11 protein-coding genes are annotated in these 15,296 nt (G+C 71.5%); 10 read left to right on the top strand and 1 reads right to left on the bottom strand.

The features are described 5' to 3' along the window. Nucleotides 1-51: 51 nt before the first annotated feature. The 8 genes from murB to recN all read left to right on the top strand — a co-directional run bounded on the left by murB (nt 52) and on the right by recN (nt 10,967). Complete coding sequence (gene murB / locus FDP22_RS01045; RefSeq protein WP_138577126.1) at nt 52-1,017, top strand: UDP-N-acetylmuramate dehydrogenase; 966 nt, start codon at nt 52-54, stop codon at nt 1,015-1,017. A 509-nt stretch (nt 1,018-1,526) separates the two neighbouring features. Continuing rightward, the gene (locus FDP22_RS01040) at nt 1,527-2,441 is read left to right on the top strand and encodes a D-alanine--D-alanine ligase (RefSeq protein WP_138577128.1); all 915 of its coding nucleotides are present in this window, start codon (nt 1,527-1,529) and stop codon (nt 2,439-2,441) included. Continuing rightward, nucleotides 2,429-3,364 (top strand): cell division protein FtsQ/DivIB, encoded by a 936-nt coding sequence (locus tag FDP22_RS01035; protein ID WP_138577130.1) that lies wholly within the window; start codon nt 2,429-2,431, stop codon nt 3,362-3,364. The genes FDP22_RS01040 and FDP22_RS01035 overlap by 13 nt, the downstream gene beginning before the upstream one ends. After that, a complete protein-coding gene (gene ftsA, locus FDP22_RS01030; RefSeq protein WP_138577132.1) occupies nt 3,361-4,698 on the top strand; it encodes a cell division protein FtsA in 1,338 nt (445 codons plus the stop codon). The genes FDP22_RS01035 and ftsA overlap by 4 nt, the downstream gene beginning before the upstream one ends. Before the next feature lie 251 nt (nt 4,699-4,949). Beyond that, a complete protein-coding gene (gene ftsZ, locus FDP22_RS01025; protein ID WP_138577134.1) occupies nt 4,950-6,470 on the top strand; it encodes a cell division protein FtsZ in 1,521 nt (506 codons plus the stop codon). 673 nt (nt 6,471-7,143) lie between these two features. Then, nucleotides 7,144-8,055, top strand: coding sequence for a UDP-3-O-acyl-N-acetylglucosamine deacetylase (gene lpxC, locus FDP22_RS01020; RefSeq protein WP_138577136.1), 912 nt, complete (start codon nt 7,144-7,146; stop codon nt 8,053-8,055). 406 nt (nt 8,056-8,461) lie between these two features. Next, nucleotides 8,462-9,298, top strand: a complete 837-nt coding sequence (locus FDP22_RS01015; RefSeq protein ID WP_138577138.1) for an outer membrane protein assembly factor BamD — start codon at nt 8,462-8,464, stop codon at nt 9,296-9,298. A 19-nt stretch (nt 9,299-9,317) separates the two neighbouring features. After that, the gene (gene recN, locus FDP22_RS01010) at nt 9,318-10,967 is read left to right on the top strand and encodes a DNA repair protein RecN (RefSeq protein ID WP_138577140.1); all 1,650 of its coding nucleotides are present in this window, start codon (nt 9,318-9,320) and stop codon (nt 10,965-10,967) included. Between the two features lie 627 nt (nt 10,968-11,594). On the opposite strand, the gene FDP22_RS01005 is transcribed toward recN, so the two are convergent. Continuing rightward, nucleotides 11,595-12,968, bottom strand: coding sequence for an FAD-binding oxidoreductase (locus FDP22_RS01005; protein ID WP_138577142.1), 1,374 nt, complete (start codon nt 12,966-12,968; stop codon nt 11,595-11,597). Nucleotides 12,969-13,044: 76 nt separating this feature from the next. On the opposite strand from FDP22_RS01005, the gene FDP22_RS01000 reads away from it, so the two are divergent. Both FDP22_RS01000 and FDP22_RS00995 read left to right on the top strand, forming a co-directional pair. Continuing rightward, complete coding sequence (locus FDP22_RS01000) at nt 13,045-13,542, top strand: thioesterase family protein (RefSeq protein WP_170317543.1); 498 nt, start codon at nt 13,045-13,047, stop codon at nt 13,540-13,542. 152 nt (nt 13,543-13,694) lie between these two features. After that, nucleotides 13,695-15,278 (top strand): chloride channel protein, encoded by a 1,584-nt coding sequence (locus FDP22_RS00995; RefSeq protein WP_138577352.1) that lies wholly within the window; start codon nt 13,695-13,697, stop codon nt 15,276-15,278. The last annotated feature ends 18 nt before the right edge of the window (nt 15,279-15,296 follow it).

Raw genomic sequence — 15,296 nt, 5'->3', positions numbered from 1 at the left:
GGGGCAGGGCGGCGCTTTCGTCCGCCTCCGGGGGCGGTTAAAGACAGTGCCATGACCCTGATCGCCGACACCCTGCCGCCGCTGCGCGGCACCCTCACCCCGAACCGCGACATGGCCGGGCTCTCCTGGCTGCGCACCGGGGGGCCGGCGGAGGTTCTGGCCCAGCCGGCGGACCGCGAGGATCTCGCCGCCTTCCTCGCCGCACTCGACCCCGCGATCCCGCTGCTGCCGGTGGGCGTGTGCTCGAACCTCATCATCCGCGACGGCGGCCTGCTGGGGGTGACCCTGCGGCTGGGGCGCGGCTTCAACGGCATCGAGATCCTGCCCGGCCACCGGGTGCGGGCCGGCGCCGCGGCGCTCGACGCCCATGTGGCGCGCAAGGCGGGCGAGGCGGGCATCGCCGGGCTCGAGTTCCTGCGCACCATCCCCGGCGCCATCGGCGGCGCAGTGAAGATGAACGCCGGCTGCTACGGCACCTACACCGCCGACGTGGTGGAGGAGGTGACCATCGTCACCCGCGACGGCACGCCGCGGCGCCTTTCCGCCGCCGAGATCGGCTTCGGCTACCGGTCCTCCGCGGTGCCCGAGGGCGCGGTGGTGGTGGAGGCCGTGCTGGCAGGCCGCCCGGGAGACCCGGCGGAGATTGCCGCCGCGATGGAGGAGGCGCTGGCGCGCCGCGCCGCCAGCCAGCCGGTGACGGAGCGCTCCTGCGGCTCGACCTTCCGCAACCCGGCCGGCTTCTCCTCCACCGGGCGGGCCGATGACGTGCATGACCTGAAGGCCTGGAAGCTGATCGAGGACGCCGGCTGCCGGGGCCTCAGGCGCGGCGGGGCGCAGATGTCGCCCATGCATGCGAATTTCCTCGTGAACACCGGCGGGGCAACCTCGGCGGACCTCGAGGACCTGGGCGAGGACGTGCGCAAAAGAGTTTTGAATATCAGCGGAATAACGCTAGACTGGGAAATAATGCGCGTCGGTCTCCGCGCGCCCCAAGATCCGCTCGCGACCGCGCCCTGACGCGGGGGCGCGAGCCTGGTCCGAGGAGCCTGCGGGGGCGATCCGGCAGGCGGGGCGGGGCGGGCCGGGAGCAAGGGGCGCGGTCTCGCAGCCCTGGGTCAGGGCGTGGGGTGATCGGGGCAGGGGCGTGTCCGGCCCCGGGAGAGATGCGGTTCGCGCCGGGTACAGGCCCGGTGGCATGACTGGGCGCCCCCGCCGGGGGCGGCCCTCAGGCCCTCCGGGGCAGGGCGAGGCCCGGGTTTCGGCCTGCGCGGGGCGCGAGAGCCGCGGGCGGGCGCCAGTGGTCGCCGGGGGATGCCCGGCTGCATGAGGAGCCCCTGCGAGGGGCGCAAGACCCCGCCACGCGGGGAAACAGGATCCCCGGCATACGGGGCAAGCGGCCCCGGAGCAGGGGGCGCGCCCCGCAACGGCAGGGGCACAGGCACTCCGCGCCAGCGCGGAACAGCCGGCGCGCCGCAACGGGGCGTCGGTCACCAGACCCCGGCAGCGGGGCAGGATACGAGGCGGGCATGTCGAGCAGGACACAGCCCCGGATTGCGGTACTCCTAGGCGGGCCGTCGGGCGAGCGCGAGGTTTCGCTCGTCACGGGCCGGGAATGCGCCGCAGCACTCCGGAGCGAAGGATACGAAGTGGTGGAGATCGACGCGGGCGACAGCCTCGCGGAGGATCTGCGCGCCACAGCGCCTGACGTGGTGTTCAACGCGCTGCACGGCCGCTGGGGCGAGGACGGCTGCGTCCAGGGCCTGCTCGAATGGCTCCGCATCCCCTACACCCATTCCGGCGTGCTGGCCTCGGCCCTCGCGATGGACAAGCTGCGCTCCAAGGAGGCCTATGCCGCTGCCGGACTGCCGGTGGCCGAGGCGATGCTGGTCGATGCCGCGGACATCCGCCGCTCACACCCCATGCCGCCGCCCTACGTGGTCAAGCCCTACAACGAAGGCTCTTCGCTGGGCATCTACTTCGTGACCGAGGGCGCGAACGCCCCGGCCGCGCTGGACGGGGCCATGCCCGGGCGGCTGATGGTCGAACGCTACGTGCCGGGGCGCGACCTCACCGTCGCGGTGCTGGACGGCAAGGCGCTGGCGGTGACCGACATCATCACCGAGGGCTGGTACGACTACTCGGCGAAATACACCGTGGGCGGCTCGCGCCACGTGCTGCCCGCCGACCTGCCGAAAGAAATCACCCGCGCCTGCCTCGACTATGCCGAGCGCGCCCATGCCGCCCTGGGCTGCCGGGGCGTGAGCCGGACCGATTTCCGCTGGGACGAGAGCCGCGGGCTCGACGGCCTGGTGCTGCTGGAAACCAACACCCAGCCGGGCATGACGCCGACCTCGCTCGCCCCCGAGCAGGCCGCCTACACCGGCATGTCCTTCGGCGCCTTCACGCGCTGGCTGGTGGAGGACGCCTCTTGCAGCCGCTGATCGCCGAACGTGACACGCCGGCGCCCGCGCCGGCCCTCGCCGCCGCGCCGCCGGCGCCGCGCCAGAAGCGCGACCCCGCGCCCTCGCGCATCCGCTACCGGCTGGGCCGGCTCTGGCTGCGCCCCTGGGTACGTGCCGCGGTGCGCATCTGGATCCCCACGCTGGTGCTGGTGGGCTCCGGCTGGCTGCTGTTCTCGCGCCCCGAAACCCGGGAGGCCCTCGATACCGTCTACGCCCGGGCCGTGGACGCGGTGCGCGAGCGGCGCGAGTTCCGCCTGGTGGGGATGAGCATCACCGGCGCCTCCGAGCCGCTGAAGGCCCAGATCGCCGAAGCGGTGGGCGTGGCCTTCCCGGTGTCCTCGCTGGACCTCGACCTCGCCAAGGTGCGTGACCGGGTGGAGGCCCTTGCCGCCGTGCGCGAGGCGCGGGTTTCCGTGGTGGGGGAGAACGTGCTGGCGCTTTCCGTCGTGGAGCAGCAGCCGGCCGCCATCCTGCGCGACGGCGACGAACTGGCCCTGCTGGACACCGACGGCCACCGCATCGCCCAGATCTCGGACCGCGCGGTGCGCGCCGACCTGCCGCTGCTGCTGGGCACCGGCGCGGAGCAGGCGGTGCCCGAGGCGCTGGCGCTGCTGCGCATCGCCCGGCCGATCGTGAGCCGGCTGCGCGGCTTCGTGCGCGTGGGCGAGCGGCGCTGGGACATCGTGCTCGACCGCGGCCAGCGCATCATGCTGCCGGAGAAGGGCGCCCTCTCCGCGCTGGAACGGGTGATCGCCCTGCAGCAGGCCGAAGACCTGCTCTCGCGCGATGCGACCCATATCGACATGCGCGACGGCGAACGCCCCGTGCTGCGCCTCACGCCCTACGCGATCGGCGAAATGAACCGCTCGCGCACCGCGACCCCGCAAGGAGAAGAAACATGAGTTCCCGCCTTTTCGAGAGCCAGCGCTACATGCGCGACCGTCTGCGCTCCGCGCTGCGGCGCGGCGTGGTGGGGGTGATCGATATCGGGTCCTCCAAGATCTCATGTCTCATCCTGAAGGTGGACGTGGAGCGGCTGGACGCCCACCGCGCGGACGGCCACGGCTCCCAGGGCGGGCTGGACGCGCTGCGCGCCATCGGCTTTTCCTCCACCCGCTCGCGCGGGGTGAGCATGGGCGAGATCGCGGTGATGGACGAGACGGAACGCGGCATCCGCACCGTGCTCGCCCAGGCGCAGAAACACGCGAACACCCGGGTGGACCAGGTGATCGTCTCCATCGCCGGCGGCCAGCCGCGCTCCTACGGGGTGTCGGGCGAGGTGGGCGTGGCGAATGGCGAAGTCTCGGCCATGGATATCGGCGCGGCCCTTGCCGCCTGCGACATGCCCTCCTTCGGCGAGGGGCGCGACGTGATCCACGCCCAGCCGGTGAACTTCACCCTCGATCATCGCACCGGCCTCGCGGACCCGCGCGGCCAGGTGGGCGCGCGCCTCTCGGTGGACATGCACATGCTTACCGTGAGCCATGCCGCCATCCGCAACATCGCCCATGTGGTGAAGCGCTGCGACCTCGACCTCGCGGGCGTGGCCGTCTCGCCCTATGCCTCCGGCCTCTCGGCGCTGGTGGAGGACGAGATGGAGCTGGGCGCCGCCTGCGTGGACATGGGGGCGGAGACCACCTCCGTCTCCGTCTTCCTCAAGCGGCACATGATCTTCGCCGACATGGTCCGCCTCGGCGGCCAGCACATCACCCAGGACATCGCCCAGGCCTTCGCCGCCCCCGTGGAGGATGCGGAGCGCACCAAGACCCTGCACGGCGAGCTGCAGGCCACCGGCATGGACGACCGCGAGATGCTGGAGCTGCGCCGCATCGGCGCCGACCGCGAGTACGAGCGCCGTCAGATCTCGCGCACCGAGCTCATCGGCGTCATCCGCCCGCGGGTGGAGGAGATCCTGGAGGACGTGCGCGCCAGCCTCGACGCCGCGGGCTTCGAATACCTCCCCTCCCAGCGGGTGGTGCTCACCGGCGGCACCAGCCAGATGCCGGGCATGGAAGACCTCGCCAGCCGCATCCTCGGCCGGCAGGTGCGCATCGGCCGGCCGCTGCGCATCCAGGGCCTGCCGCTGCCGGCCACCGCGGCACCGTTCTCGGCCACCGTGGGCCTTGCCGCCTACGCCGCCCGGCCGCAGGACGAATGCTGGGATTTCGACCTTCCCGCGCGCCACGGACCGCTGCGGCTGCGCCGCGCGATGCGCTGGTTCCGGGAGAACTGGTGAGGGGGTGGTCCGATGCAGGTTTTCCTGCCCGGACAACCCCTTGGTTAACCATTTCGGTCCGGATTCGGCCATATTCCGGCGTGACCGGTCTCTAAGTTTAGGTTAAACTTTCGAATCAACACCACATCGTCTCCGCCGAGGGCCAGCAGGCAACTGGCACATACCTCACGGAACCGAGTGGGAGGCGCCGCGCAAGCGGCACGAAAATGCCGCGAAAATGTGGCCGGGCAGAAAACACAGGCGGAATTGCTATGACCCTCAATCTGAGAATGCCGGAGGAGCGTGAACTGCGCCCTCGTATCACTGTGTTCGGCGTCGGCGGCGCCGGCGGCAACGCCGTGAACAACATGATCGCGAAAAACCTCGAGGGCGCGGAGTTCGTCGTGGCGAACACCGACGCCCAGGCGCTCCAGCAGAGCCGCGCCTCGCGCTCCATCCAGCTGGGCTCCGAGGTCACGCAGGGTCTGGGCGCGGGCGCCAAGCCCGAGGTGGGGTGCGCCGCCGCGGTGGAGAGCATTGAGGAGATCGTCGATCACCTCGCGGGCTCCCACATGTGCTTCATCACCGCAGGCATGGGCGGCGGCACCGGCACCGGAGCCGCCCCGATCATCGCCAAGACCGCCCGCGAGATGGGCATCCTCACGGTGGGCGTGGTCACCAAGCCCTTCACCTTCGAGGGCACCAAGCGGATGCGGATCGCGGAGACCGGCATCAACGACCTGCAGGCCGTGGTCGACACGCTGATCATCATCCCGAACCAGAACCTGTTCCGGCTCGCCAACGAGAAGACCACCTTCACCGAGGCCTTCATGCTGGCCGATGACGTGCTCTACCAGGGCGTGAAGGGGGTCACCGACCTCATGGTCCGCCCCGGCATCATCAACCTTGACTTCGCCGACGTCCGCTCCGTGATGGACGAGATGGGCAAGGCGATGATGGGCACCGGCGAGGCCGAGGGCGAGGATCGCGCCATCCAGGCCGCCGAGAAGGCCATCGCGAACCCGCTGCTCGACGAGATCAGCCTGAAGGGCGCGCGCGGCGTGCTCATCAACATCACCGGCGGTGACGACCTCACCCTGTTCGAGCTCGACGAGGCGGCCAACCGCATCCGCGCCGAGGTGGACCCGGAAGCCAACATCATCATCGGCTCCACGCTGGATCCGTCGATGGAGGGCGTGATGCGCGTCTCCGTGGTCGCCACCGGCATCGATGCCGTGGCCCGCGAGATCGCCCCCCCGGTGCCGCAGCGCCGCTCCGCCGAGCAGTCCCGCCCGGCGCCGGTGGCAGAGCAGGCCGCTCCGGCTCCCGCCGAGCAGCCGGCCGAGCCGACGGCCGCGATCCACACCTTCGTGCCGCCGCAGAACCCGCATCATGAGGAGCCGGTGCAGCAGGCCGCTCCGGCCCCGGCCGCCGCCGAGCCGGAACCCCTTGCCGCGGCGCCCGAGCACCCGCGCCGCGGGGAGCCGTCTCCCGACACGCTGCGCCGCCTTCAGGCCGCGGTGAACAAGGTGCCGAACGAGCAGCAGCAGCCGGTGCAGCGCCCGACCGCCGAGCAGGCGCATGCCCTCTCGCAGGCCGAGGAGCGCGGGGCCCTGAACCGCCTCATCCACCGGATGACCGGCCAGCAGGCTGCCGCCGGCCGCGAGGCCTCCGCCGCCCCGGCCGCCGAGCGTCGTCAGCCCGAGATGAAGCAGGCCGCCCCGCGCCGCGTGGACGAGGACGAGCAGGCCCGGATCGACATCCCGGCCTTTCTGCGGCGCCAGGCCAACTGATCGCGAGATCCCTGTCGGGCACCGGCCGGACGGTCGGTGCCTCCCCGCGCCGGGCATGGTCCGGCTGACTGGCCGCAGCGCCCCGCCAGGGCGCCGGGCACGCGGGGGCGGGCAGGCCTCTCTCCGGGAGGCACGTCCCCGACCACCTCAGGCCGGCCGCATCGCGGCCGGCTTTTTCATGCCCGCCCGGCGGCGTGATTGCCCCGTCCGTCGCAGGCGCATCAGCTGACACGCCGGCGGCATTCCGCCTTCAGGACACGAATGCGCGGCCCGCACCGGGGGCGCGACACGATGCGACGCCTGTCCAGCGGCCTCACGACGCCCGCGTACACCGCCTGTGCGGGGAGGGCGCGAGTCGGGGTGCGGCGCGGTGCGGGGGTGCCCCCCCGCAGGCGCGCAGCCCGAGGGTTGCACATATCGACGCAATTTTCGTGATCGCGCCGCGCGGTGGCACCTTCGCCCCGGAACCGGTGGAAAACACACGAAAACAGCGGGAATCGGAACGCGAACTCGCGGAGATGCGTTTCCCGTGCAATCGCCTTCGTGCAAGGCCGGAGGGGGCCCGGCGGATCATGTTGCAGAGCGTCACAAAGAGTGAATTGAGCAGACTGGCCGCGCCGCCTATTTGATAATCGCACAATAGTTAAGAAAAACATCGAGCGCGGGTGAAGACATGCAAACCACATTGAGACGCGAATTCTCTCTGGTCGGGACTGGCCTGCACTCGGGCCGCCCTGCACGGCTCACCGTGCGCCCGGCTATCGCAGAACACGGGATCTGGTTCAAGCGGGTGGACGTTCGTGACCGCGACCCGCTGGTTCCGGCCGCGTGGGACGCCGTGTCCGACACCACGCTCAACACCCGCATCGCCAATGCCTCCGGGGTCACGGTCTCGACCATCGAGCATCTGATGGCCGCGCTCTCGGGCTGTGGCGTCAGCAATGCGCTGATCGAGATCGACGGGCCGGAAGTGCCGATCATGGACGGCAGCGCGCGGGTGTTCGTCGAGGCCATCCGCGCCACCGGCCTACGCAGCCTCAGCGTCGCGCGCCGGGTGATCCGCGTGCGCAAGACCGTCGAGGTGGAGCAGGGCAACGCACGTGCCATCCTCGCGCCGGCGGACCGGCTGGAGATCGACTTCGAGATCGACTTCTCCGACGCCGCCATCGGCCACCAGCACAAGACGCTGAGCATGGTCAACGGCACCTTCGCCGAACAGCTCTCGGACAGCCGCACCTTCTGCCGCCAGGAAGAGGTGGACATGATGCGCTCCCGCGGGCTCGCGCTCGGCGGCACGCTGGACAATGCCATCGTGGTGGAAGACGGCCGGGTGCTGAACCCCGAGGGCTTCCGCCACGAGGATGAGTGCGTGCGCCACAAGATGCTCGACGCCGTGGGCGACCTCGCGCTGGCCGGCGCGCCGATCATCGGCCGCTACACCGGCATCCGGGCCGGCCACGGGTTGACCAACAAGCTGCTGCGCAAGCTGTTCCTTACCGACGGGGCGATCGAATTCGTCACCGCGGCAGAGGGCGCCCCCTACCTGCAGGGTTTCCACATGCCCGCGCTCAGCGTCGCCGTCTGACCCACAGGTCCGCGACACGGCCTGCCTGCGCCCGCAAGGTGCCGCGGGCCGGGCACGGGCGGCGTCCTCTCCTGACGGGGCCCTCTGCTGACGCGCTCCTCACTCCCCCCGGCCTCCGCCCGGAGCGGCTGAAACGGATGCTCCGGGTGCCGGAGCGGGCAGGGGTCAGCAGACAGCGAAATCGTGAAGACAACGTGAACGCGAAGGCCCGAACCGGGGCGGAATCGCCTTGCGCCGGCGGGCTGTCCCGCGTGGCGCCGGGCCTTTCGCGTCCGGGGCGCGGAGCGGGCGGGCGCGGGGCCGGTGCGGCGGTCCGATACCTTTTGGCAAGCCGGTTTTCTCGTGATATGCCCGGTGCCGAACGCCGGGGGAGCCCGACGCAGGATGAAGCTCGAAGAGGATGGTGATGGCTCAGTTTGGCAAGGCCCTGAAGGGGGCGTCGTGCGCATTTCTGATCCTGCTCGCAGGATGCAGCGGCGGCGACAACGAACAGGTCACCCAGGACGACCGCCCGGCGGACCAGATCTACGCCGATGCCGAGGCGCAGCTGGACCGGGGCAATGCCGAGGAAGCCGGGCAGCTCTTCGATGACGTGGAGCGGCTCTACCCCTATTCCAGCTGGGCCAAGCGCGCGATGATCATGTCCGCCTACGCCTATTACCGCGGCCAGCAGTTCGACAAGGCCGAGCAGGCCGCGCGGCGCTACCTCGATTTCTATCCGGCGGACAAGGATGCCGCCTACGCGCAATACCTGATCGGCCTGTCCTACTATGACCAGATCGTGGACGTGGGCCGTGACCAGGAGCTGACGCTGAAGGCCCTGCGCGCCCTGCGCGAAACCGAGCTGCGCTACCCGGACACGGAATATGCCCGCCAGGCCAAGCTGAAGTACGACCTGGCGATGGACCACCTTGCCGGCAAGGAAATGGCGATCGGGCGGTATTACCTGAAGAACGGCCATTACCTGGCCGCGATCAACCGTTTCCGCGCGGTGATCGAGGAGTATCAGACCACGTCGCAGACCGCGGAGGCGCTGCACCGGCTGGTGGAGAGCTACCTCGCGCTGGGCCTGACCGACGAGGCGCAGACGGCCGGCGCCATCCTGGGGCACAATTTCTCCGCGTCGCCCTGGTATCAGGACAGCTACACCCTGCTCACCAACAACGGACTGCGGCCGGAGGCCTCCGGGACAGGCTGGCTGAGATCCATCTACGATCAGGTGGTGCTCGGGCGCTGGCTCTGAGCCTCGCGGAAGGAACACCATGCTGCACGGGCTCACGATCCGCGACATCGTGCTGATCGAGGCGCTGGACCTCGCCTTCCGGCCGGGGCTCAACGTGCTCACCGGCGAGACCGGGGCCGGCAAGTCGATCCTGCTCGACGCGCTCGGCTTCGCGCTGGGCGGGCGGGGGCGCGGGTCGCTGCTGCGCGAGGGGGCGGCCTCGGGCTCGGTGACCGCCGAGTTCGACCTTCCCGAGGGCCACGCCGCGCATGGCATCCTGGCCGAGGCCGGGCTGCCGGGGGGCGACGAGCTGATCCTGCGCCGGCAGATCGATTCCGCCGGGCGCAGCCGGGCCTTCGTGAACGATGCGCGCTGCGGCGCCGAGGTTCTGCGCGCGCTGGCCGACACGCTCATCGAGATCCACGGACAGCAGGACGACCGCGGGCTGCTGGACCCGCGCAACCACCGCAGCCTGCTGGACCTGCACGCCGGCGCCGGCCCGCTGGTGGAGGAGACTCGCGCGGCCTGGCGCGCCGCCAGTGCCGCGCGCCGGGCGTTGGCCGAGGCCCGTGCCGCCCAGGAGAGCGCTGCCGCCGACGCGGATTTCCTGCGCCACGCGGTGGCCGAGCTTGCGGAGTTCGACCCCCAGCCCGGTGAGGACGAGGCGCTCGACATCGCGCGCCGCCGCATGCAGGCCGCCGAGCGCATCCGCGAGGACGTGGCCCGGGCCGCCGAGGCGCTGGGCCCCGCCGGTGCCGAGGGGCTGATGGGGGATGCCAGCCGCTGGCTCTCCGGCGCCGCCGACGGGGCCGAGGGCGGGCTGGACGAGGCGCTCGACGCGCTGGAGCGGGCCCTGACCGAACTGGGCGAGGCCCAGCAGGGGGTGGAGCGCGCGCTCGGCAACCTGGACTTCCGCCCCGAGGACCTGGAGACCACCGAGGAGCGCCTGTTCGCGCTGCGCGGCCTTGCGCGCAAGCACCGGGTGTTGCCGGACCAGCTGCCCGACCTGGCCGAGGCGCTGGCCGCCCGGCTGGAGGTGATCGACGGCGGGGCGGAGAGCCTTGCGAAGCTCGAACGCGCCGTGAGCGAGGCCGAGGCGCTCTATGACACCCGGGCCGCCGCGCTGAGCGCGTTGCGCGCGGAGGCGGCCGGGCGGCTGGACCGCGAGATCGTGGCCGAGCTGGCGCCGCTGAAGCTGGACCGGGCGCGCTTCGCGACCGCGATTTCCGCCGCCGAGCCGGGGCCGGAGGGGCGCGACGAGGTGATCTTCACCGTCTCCACCAATCCGGGCACCGCGCCGGGGCCGCTGAACCGCATCGCCTCCGGGGGGGAGCTGTCGCGCTTCCTGCTGGCGCTGAAAGTGTGTCTGGCGGCGCGGTCCGGCGGGCTGCCGATGGTGTTCGACGAGATCGACCGCGGGGTGGGCGGCGCCACTGCCGCCGCCGTGGGCCGCCGGCTGGAGACGCTGGCACAGGGCGGCCAGGTGATGGTCGTCACCCATTCGCCCCAGGTCGCGGCCCGCGGCGCGCACCACTGGCGGATCCGCAAATCGGTGGAGGGCGGCCAGACCCGCACCGCCGTGGAGAAGCTGGACGAAGCCGAACGCGGCACCGAAATCGCCCGGATGCTCTCCGGCGAGACCGTGACCCCCGAAGCCCTCGCAGCCGCCCGCGCCCTGATCGAGAGCTGATCCGGCGCTTTGCCGGCGGGCCGGGCGCGGCCGCCTGCCGGGCCGGCGGTCTCTTCGCTCCGGACGCGCCCCACGTCGATCAGGGGCGCCCGTGGCCTGGAGATCGGTGCCGCCTCTTCCGCCGACAGCGCTCTCGTCCGGAAACGCCGCTCTCTCACGGGGCGCGGCTCCGCGCGCAGGGTCCGGTGCTGCCGGGGCGTGTCCGTGTCCGGAGGCTCCGGCCCTCTCGCGGAACAGGCGGTTGTCGGGGGGCGGTCATCTCGCGGAGCAATACATTGCCGCGGGGGCGGTTGTCCCGGGGGGGCAGGCCCTTGTGCGGAGATCCGGCCACCTCGCGAGGCAGGTCCTTGCGGGGAGATCCGGCCGGGTTGAGGGGCGGGTCTCTGTCCGGTGCGACGGGGCGTCGCGCCACAGGCGGGCTTATCGTCGCGCCGCAGGCGCGCTTACCGGGCTGTCGCAGGCGCGCTTGCCGGGCTGCCGCAGGCGCGCTTGCCGGGGTGCCGCGGGCGCGCTTCGGCAGGGTGCTGCGGGCGCGCGCTTCGGGGTACTGCAGGGGTGCTTTCCGGGGCGCCCCGCAAAGCACTCTCCGCCGGGGCCTGGCCGGCCCGGGGAGCGTGCCCGGAGGGGTCAGTTCACCTCGACCATCTTGCCGGGGTTGAGGATGTTGCTCGGGTCCAGCGCGCGCTTGATCTGGGCCATCACCGCCCAGGCCGCGCCGTGTTCCTCGTCCATGTACTTCATCTTGCCGAGGCCCACGCCGTGTTCGCCGGTCACCGTGCCGCCCATGGCGAGGGCGCGGGCGTTCATGCGGTGAGCGAGCTCCCTGGCCTCGGCCAGCTCGGCCGGGCTGTCCGGGTCCACCAGGATGGCGCAGTGGAAGTTGCCGTCGCCGACATGGCCCAGGATGGTCGCCTCCAGCGCGCTCGCGTCGATGTCCGCCCGGGTGACGGTGACGGCTTCCGCCAGCCGGGAGATCGGCACGCAGACATCCGTGGTCAGCACCCAGCAGCCGGGGCGCAGGGCCTTGGCCGCGTAATAGGCGTTGTGGCGCATGTGCCAGAGCGCGTTGCGCTCCTCGGGCTTGTTGGTCCACTGGAAATCGCCGCCGCCGAACTCCGCCACGATCTCGCCCACGCGCTCGGCCTGCTCGGCCACCGCGCCCTCGGAGCCGTGGAACTCCAGGAACAGGTGCGGCATCTCCGGCATGGCGGTGCCGGCATGCACGTTGAACCCGCGGATCGACATCGCGTCGACGAATTCGATGCGCGCCACCGGGATGCCCATCTGGATGACCATCTGCACCGCGCTCACCGCCGCGTCGATGCCGTCGAAGGCGCAGATCGCCGAGGAGATCGCCTCCGGCTGGCCGTGCAGCTTCAGGGTGAGTTCGGTGATGATGCCCAGCGTGCCCTCGGACCCCACCATCAGGCGGGTGAGGTCATAGCCGGCGGAGGACTTGCGCGCCCGGGTTCCGGTGCGGATCACCCGGCCATCGGCCAGCACCACCTCCAGCGCGAGGACATTGTCCTTCATCGTGCCGTAGCGCACGGCGGTGGTGCCGGAGGCGCGGGTGGCGGCCATGCCGCCGAGCGAGGCGTTCGCGCCCGGGTCGATGGGGAAGAACAGGCCGGTGGCGCGCAGCTCGGTGTTCAGGGCCTCGCGGGTGACACCGGGCTGGATCACCACGTCCAGGTCCTCGTCGTTGACCTGGAGCACCTTGTCCATCCGGCTCAGGTCCAGGGTGATGCCGCCGCGGAAGGCCAGGGCGTGGCCTTCGAGCGAGGTTCCCGTGCCCCAGGCAACGACCGGGCAACCTTCTTCGTGGCATATGGTCATCACCGCGCTCACCTCCTCGGTGGAGGCGGGAAAGGCCACGGCGTCCGGAAGCGTGACAGGATAGTAGCTTTCGTTCTGCCCATGATGATCGCGGATCGCATCGGATGTGCTGAGGCGGTCACCCAACAGGTTGCGCAGGCGGGCAATGGCGGTATCGTGCGGCATCGAAAGCTCCTCGGGAGTGAATCCGGCGACACCATACGCGTGCGCCCTGCGGGACGAAAGAGGATCCGGCATCACCATGACAGACCAGCCCGAGGCCAGCGCCGTCGCCACCCCGCTGCAACACGTCCTCCCCGGCTGGATCGACTACAACGGTCACATGAACGTGGGCTACTACGCCATCGCCTTCGACCAGGCCTTCGAGCATTTCCTGACCGATGCGCTGGCGCTCGGCGAGGCCTGGGTGGCGGAGACCGGGCAGGGGCCCTACGCGCTGCAGAGCCACATGCATTATCTCGACGAGCTGCTGGAGGGGGCCGCCTTCCGCGTGAACTTCCGGCTGCTGGACGCCGATGCCAAGCGGCTGCACGTCTTCGCCGAGATGCGCCGGGAGGCGGATGGCGCGCTCTGCGCCACGCTCGAGCAGTTGCTGATGAACGTCGACCTCACCACCCGACGCTCCACCCCCTATCCGCCGGAGGCACAGGCCCGCATCGCGGCGCTGCGCGCGGCCCATGCCGGGCTGGAACGCCCCGCCCAGGCCGGCGCGCCCATCGGCATCCGCCGCCGGGGGTGATGGCCGACCGCGCATCCGAAGGGGGGTGTACTTTACCTGCCGATCCTTCAATTCTGGTTCGGATATCGCTCTGAAGCTCCTGACGGACTGATGCCTTGCCCCCTCTCTCCCGACCGTTCACCGAGGCTCTGACAGACCTGCGCCGGGGCTGGATGGCGGCGCGCGCGCGCGGGCCGAACCGGATGCGCTTCTGGCTGACCGCGCTCGCCACGGGGCTGGCCGCGGGCTATGCGGCCGTCGGCTTCCGGATGGCGATCTTCGAGCTGCAGACCTTCCTCTACGGCGCCGACGACGTGACGCTGGCCACCACGCTGGCCTCCGCGCCCTGGTATCTGGTGCTGGCCATCCCGGTTCTGGGCGGTCTGGTGGTGGGGGTGCTGCTGCACCGTTTCACCCATGACGGGAAGGTGCATTCCGTCACCACCGTGATCGAGGGCGCGGCGCTGCACGACGGGCGGGTGGACCGGCGGGCCGGGCTGGCCTCGGCCCTCGCCTCGCTCATCACCCTGTCGACCGGGGGCTCCACCGGGCGCGAGGGGCCGGTGGTGCACCTGGGCGCGGTGATCTCCTCCTGGGTGGCGGACCGCATCCGCGCCGACGGCATGACCGCGCGCGACCTGATGGGCTGCGCCGCGGCCGCCGCCGTCGCCGCCTCCTTCAACGCGCCGATCGCCGGGGCGCTGTTCGCGCTGGAGGTGGTGCTGCGCCATTTCGCGCTGCACGCCATCGCCCCGATCACCGTGGCCGCGGTGGCCGGCGCGGTGGTGAGCCGGCTGCACATCGGCAACGTGACGGAGTTCCACCTGCCGGTGAGCCAGCTCGCCTTCTACGTCGAACTGCCGGCCTTCATGCTGCTGGGCCTGCTGAGCGGGCTGGTGGCGACCATCCTGGTGCGCTCGGTGCTGCTGGCCGAGGCGGTGGCCGACACCGTCACGGCGAGCCTCCGCATTCCGCGCTGGGTGCGGCCGGGGATCTCCGGCTTCCTGCTGGGGCTGCTGGCGCTGGGCTTTCCGCACATCATCGGCGTGGGCTACGAGACCACGCGCAGCGCGCTTCTGGGCGAGTTCGGCTTCTGGGCGGCGGTGGTGCTGGTGGCGACCAAGGTCATCGCCGTGGCGCTCACCTTCGGCGGGCGCATGGGGGGCGGAATCTTCTCGCCCTCGCTGATGATCGGCGCGCTCACCGGGCTCGCCTTCGGGCATGTGGCCACGGCGCTGATGCCCGGGGTCTCGGGCACCGAGGCGCTCTACGCGCTGGCCGGCACGGGGGCCGTGGCCGCGGGCGTGCTCGGCGCGCCGCTCTCGACCACGATGATCGTCTTCGAACTCACGGGGGACTGGCATACCGGCGTCGCGGTGATGCTGGCGGTCTCGCTCTCCTCCGCGCTGGCGAGCCGGCTGGTCACCCGGTCCTTCTTCCTCACCCAGCTTGCCCGGCAGGGAAAGCCCATCGCGCGCGGCGTGCAGGATTACGTGGCCTGCACCATCGGCCTCGCGGCGCTGATCCGGCCGCTGCAGCCCGGGGACGCCCCGCGCGCCGCCGCCCTGATGGCGGAGGGGCGGGTTCTGGAGGAGGGCGCCCGTCTTGACGCCGCGATGCCGCTGTTCCGCGACGGCGCGGTTCCCGTGCTCGCCGTGCTGCGCGGGGCCGAACCCGTGGGCCTGCTGCATGAAGCCGACGCGCTGCGCGCCTTCTCCGCCGCCCTGGTGAAGGCCGGGCGCGAGGAACATTCCTGATCCCGCGCTCTTCCTGCG

The organism is Paroceanicella profunda, from assembly GCF_005887635.2.
GTDB lineage: Bacteria > Pseudomonadota > Alphaproteobacteria > Rhodobacterales > Rhodobacteraceae > Paroceanicella > Paroceanicella profunda.
The sequence above is the reverse complement of the archived record's forward strand: the minus strand, read 5'-3'. Positions and strand labels throughout refer to the sequence as shown.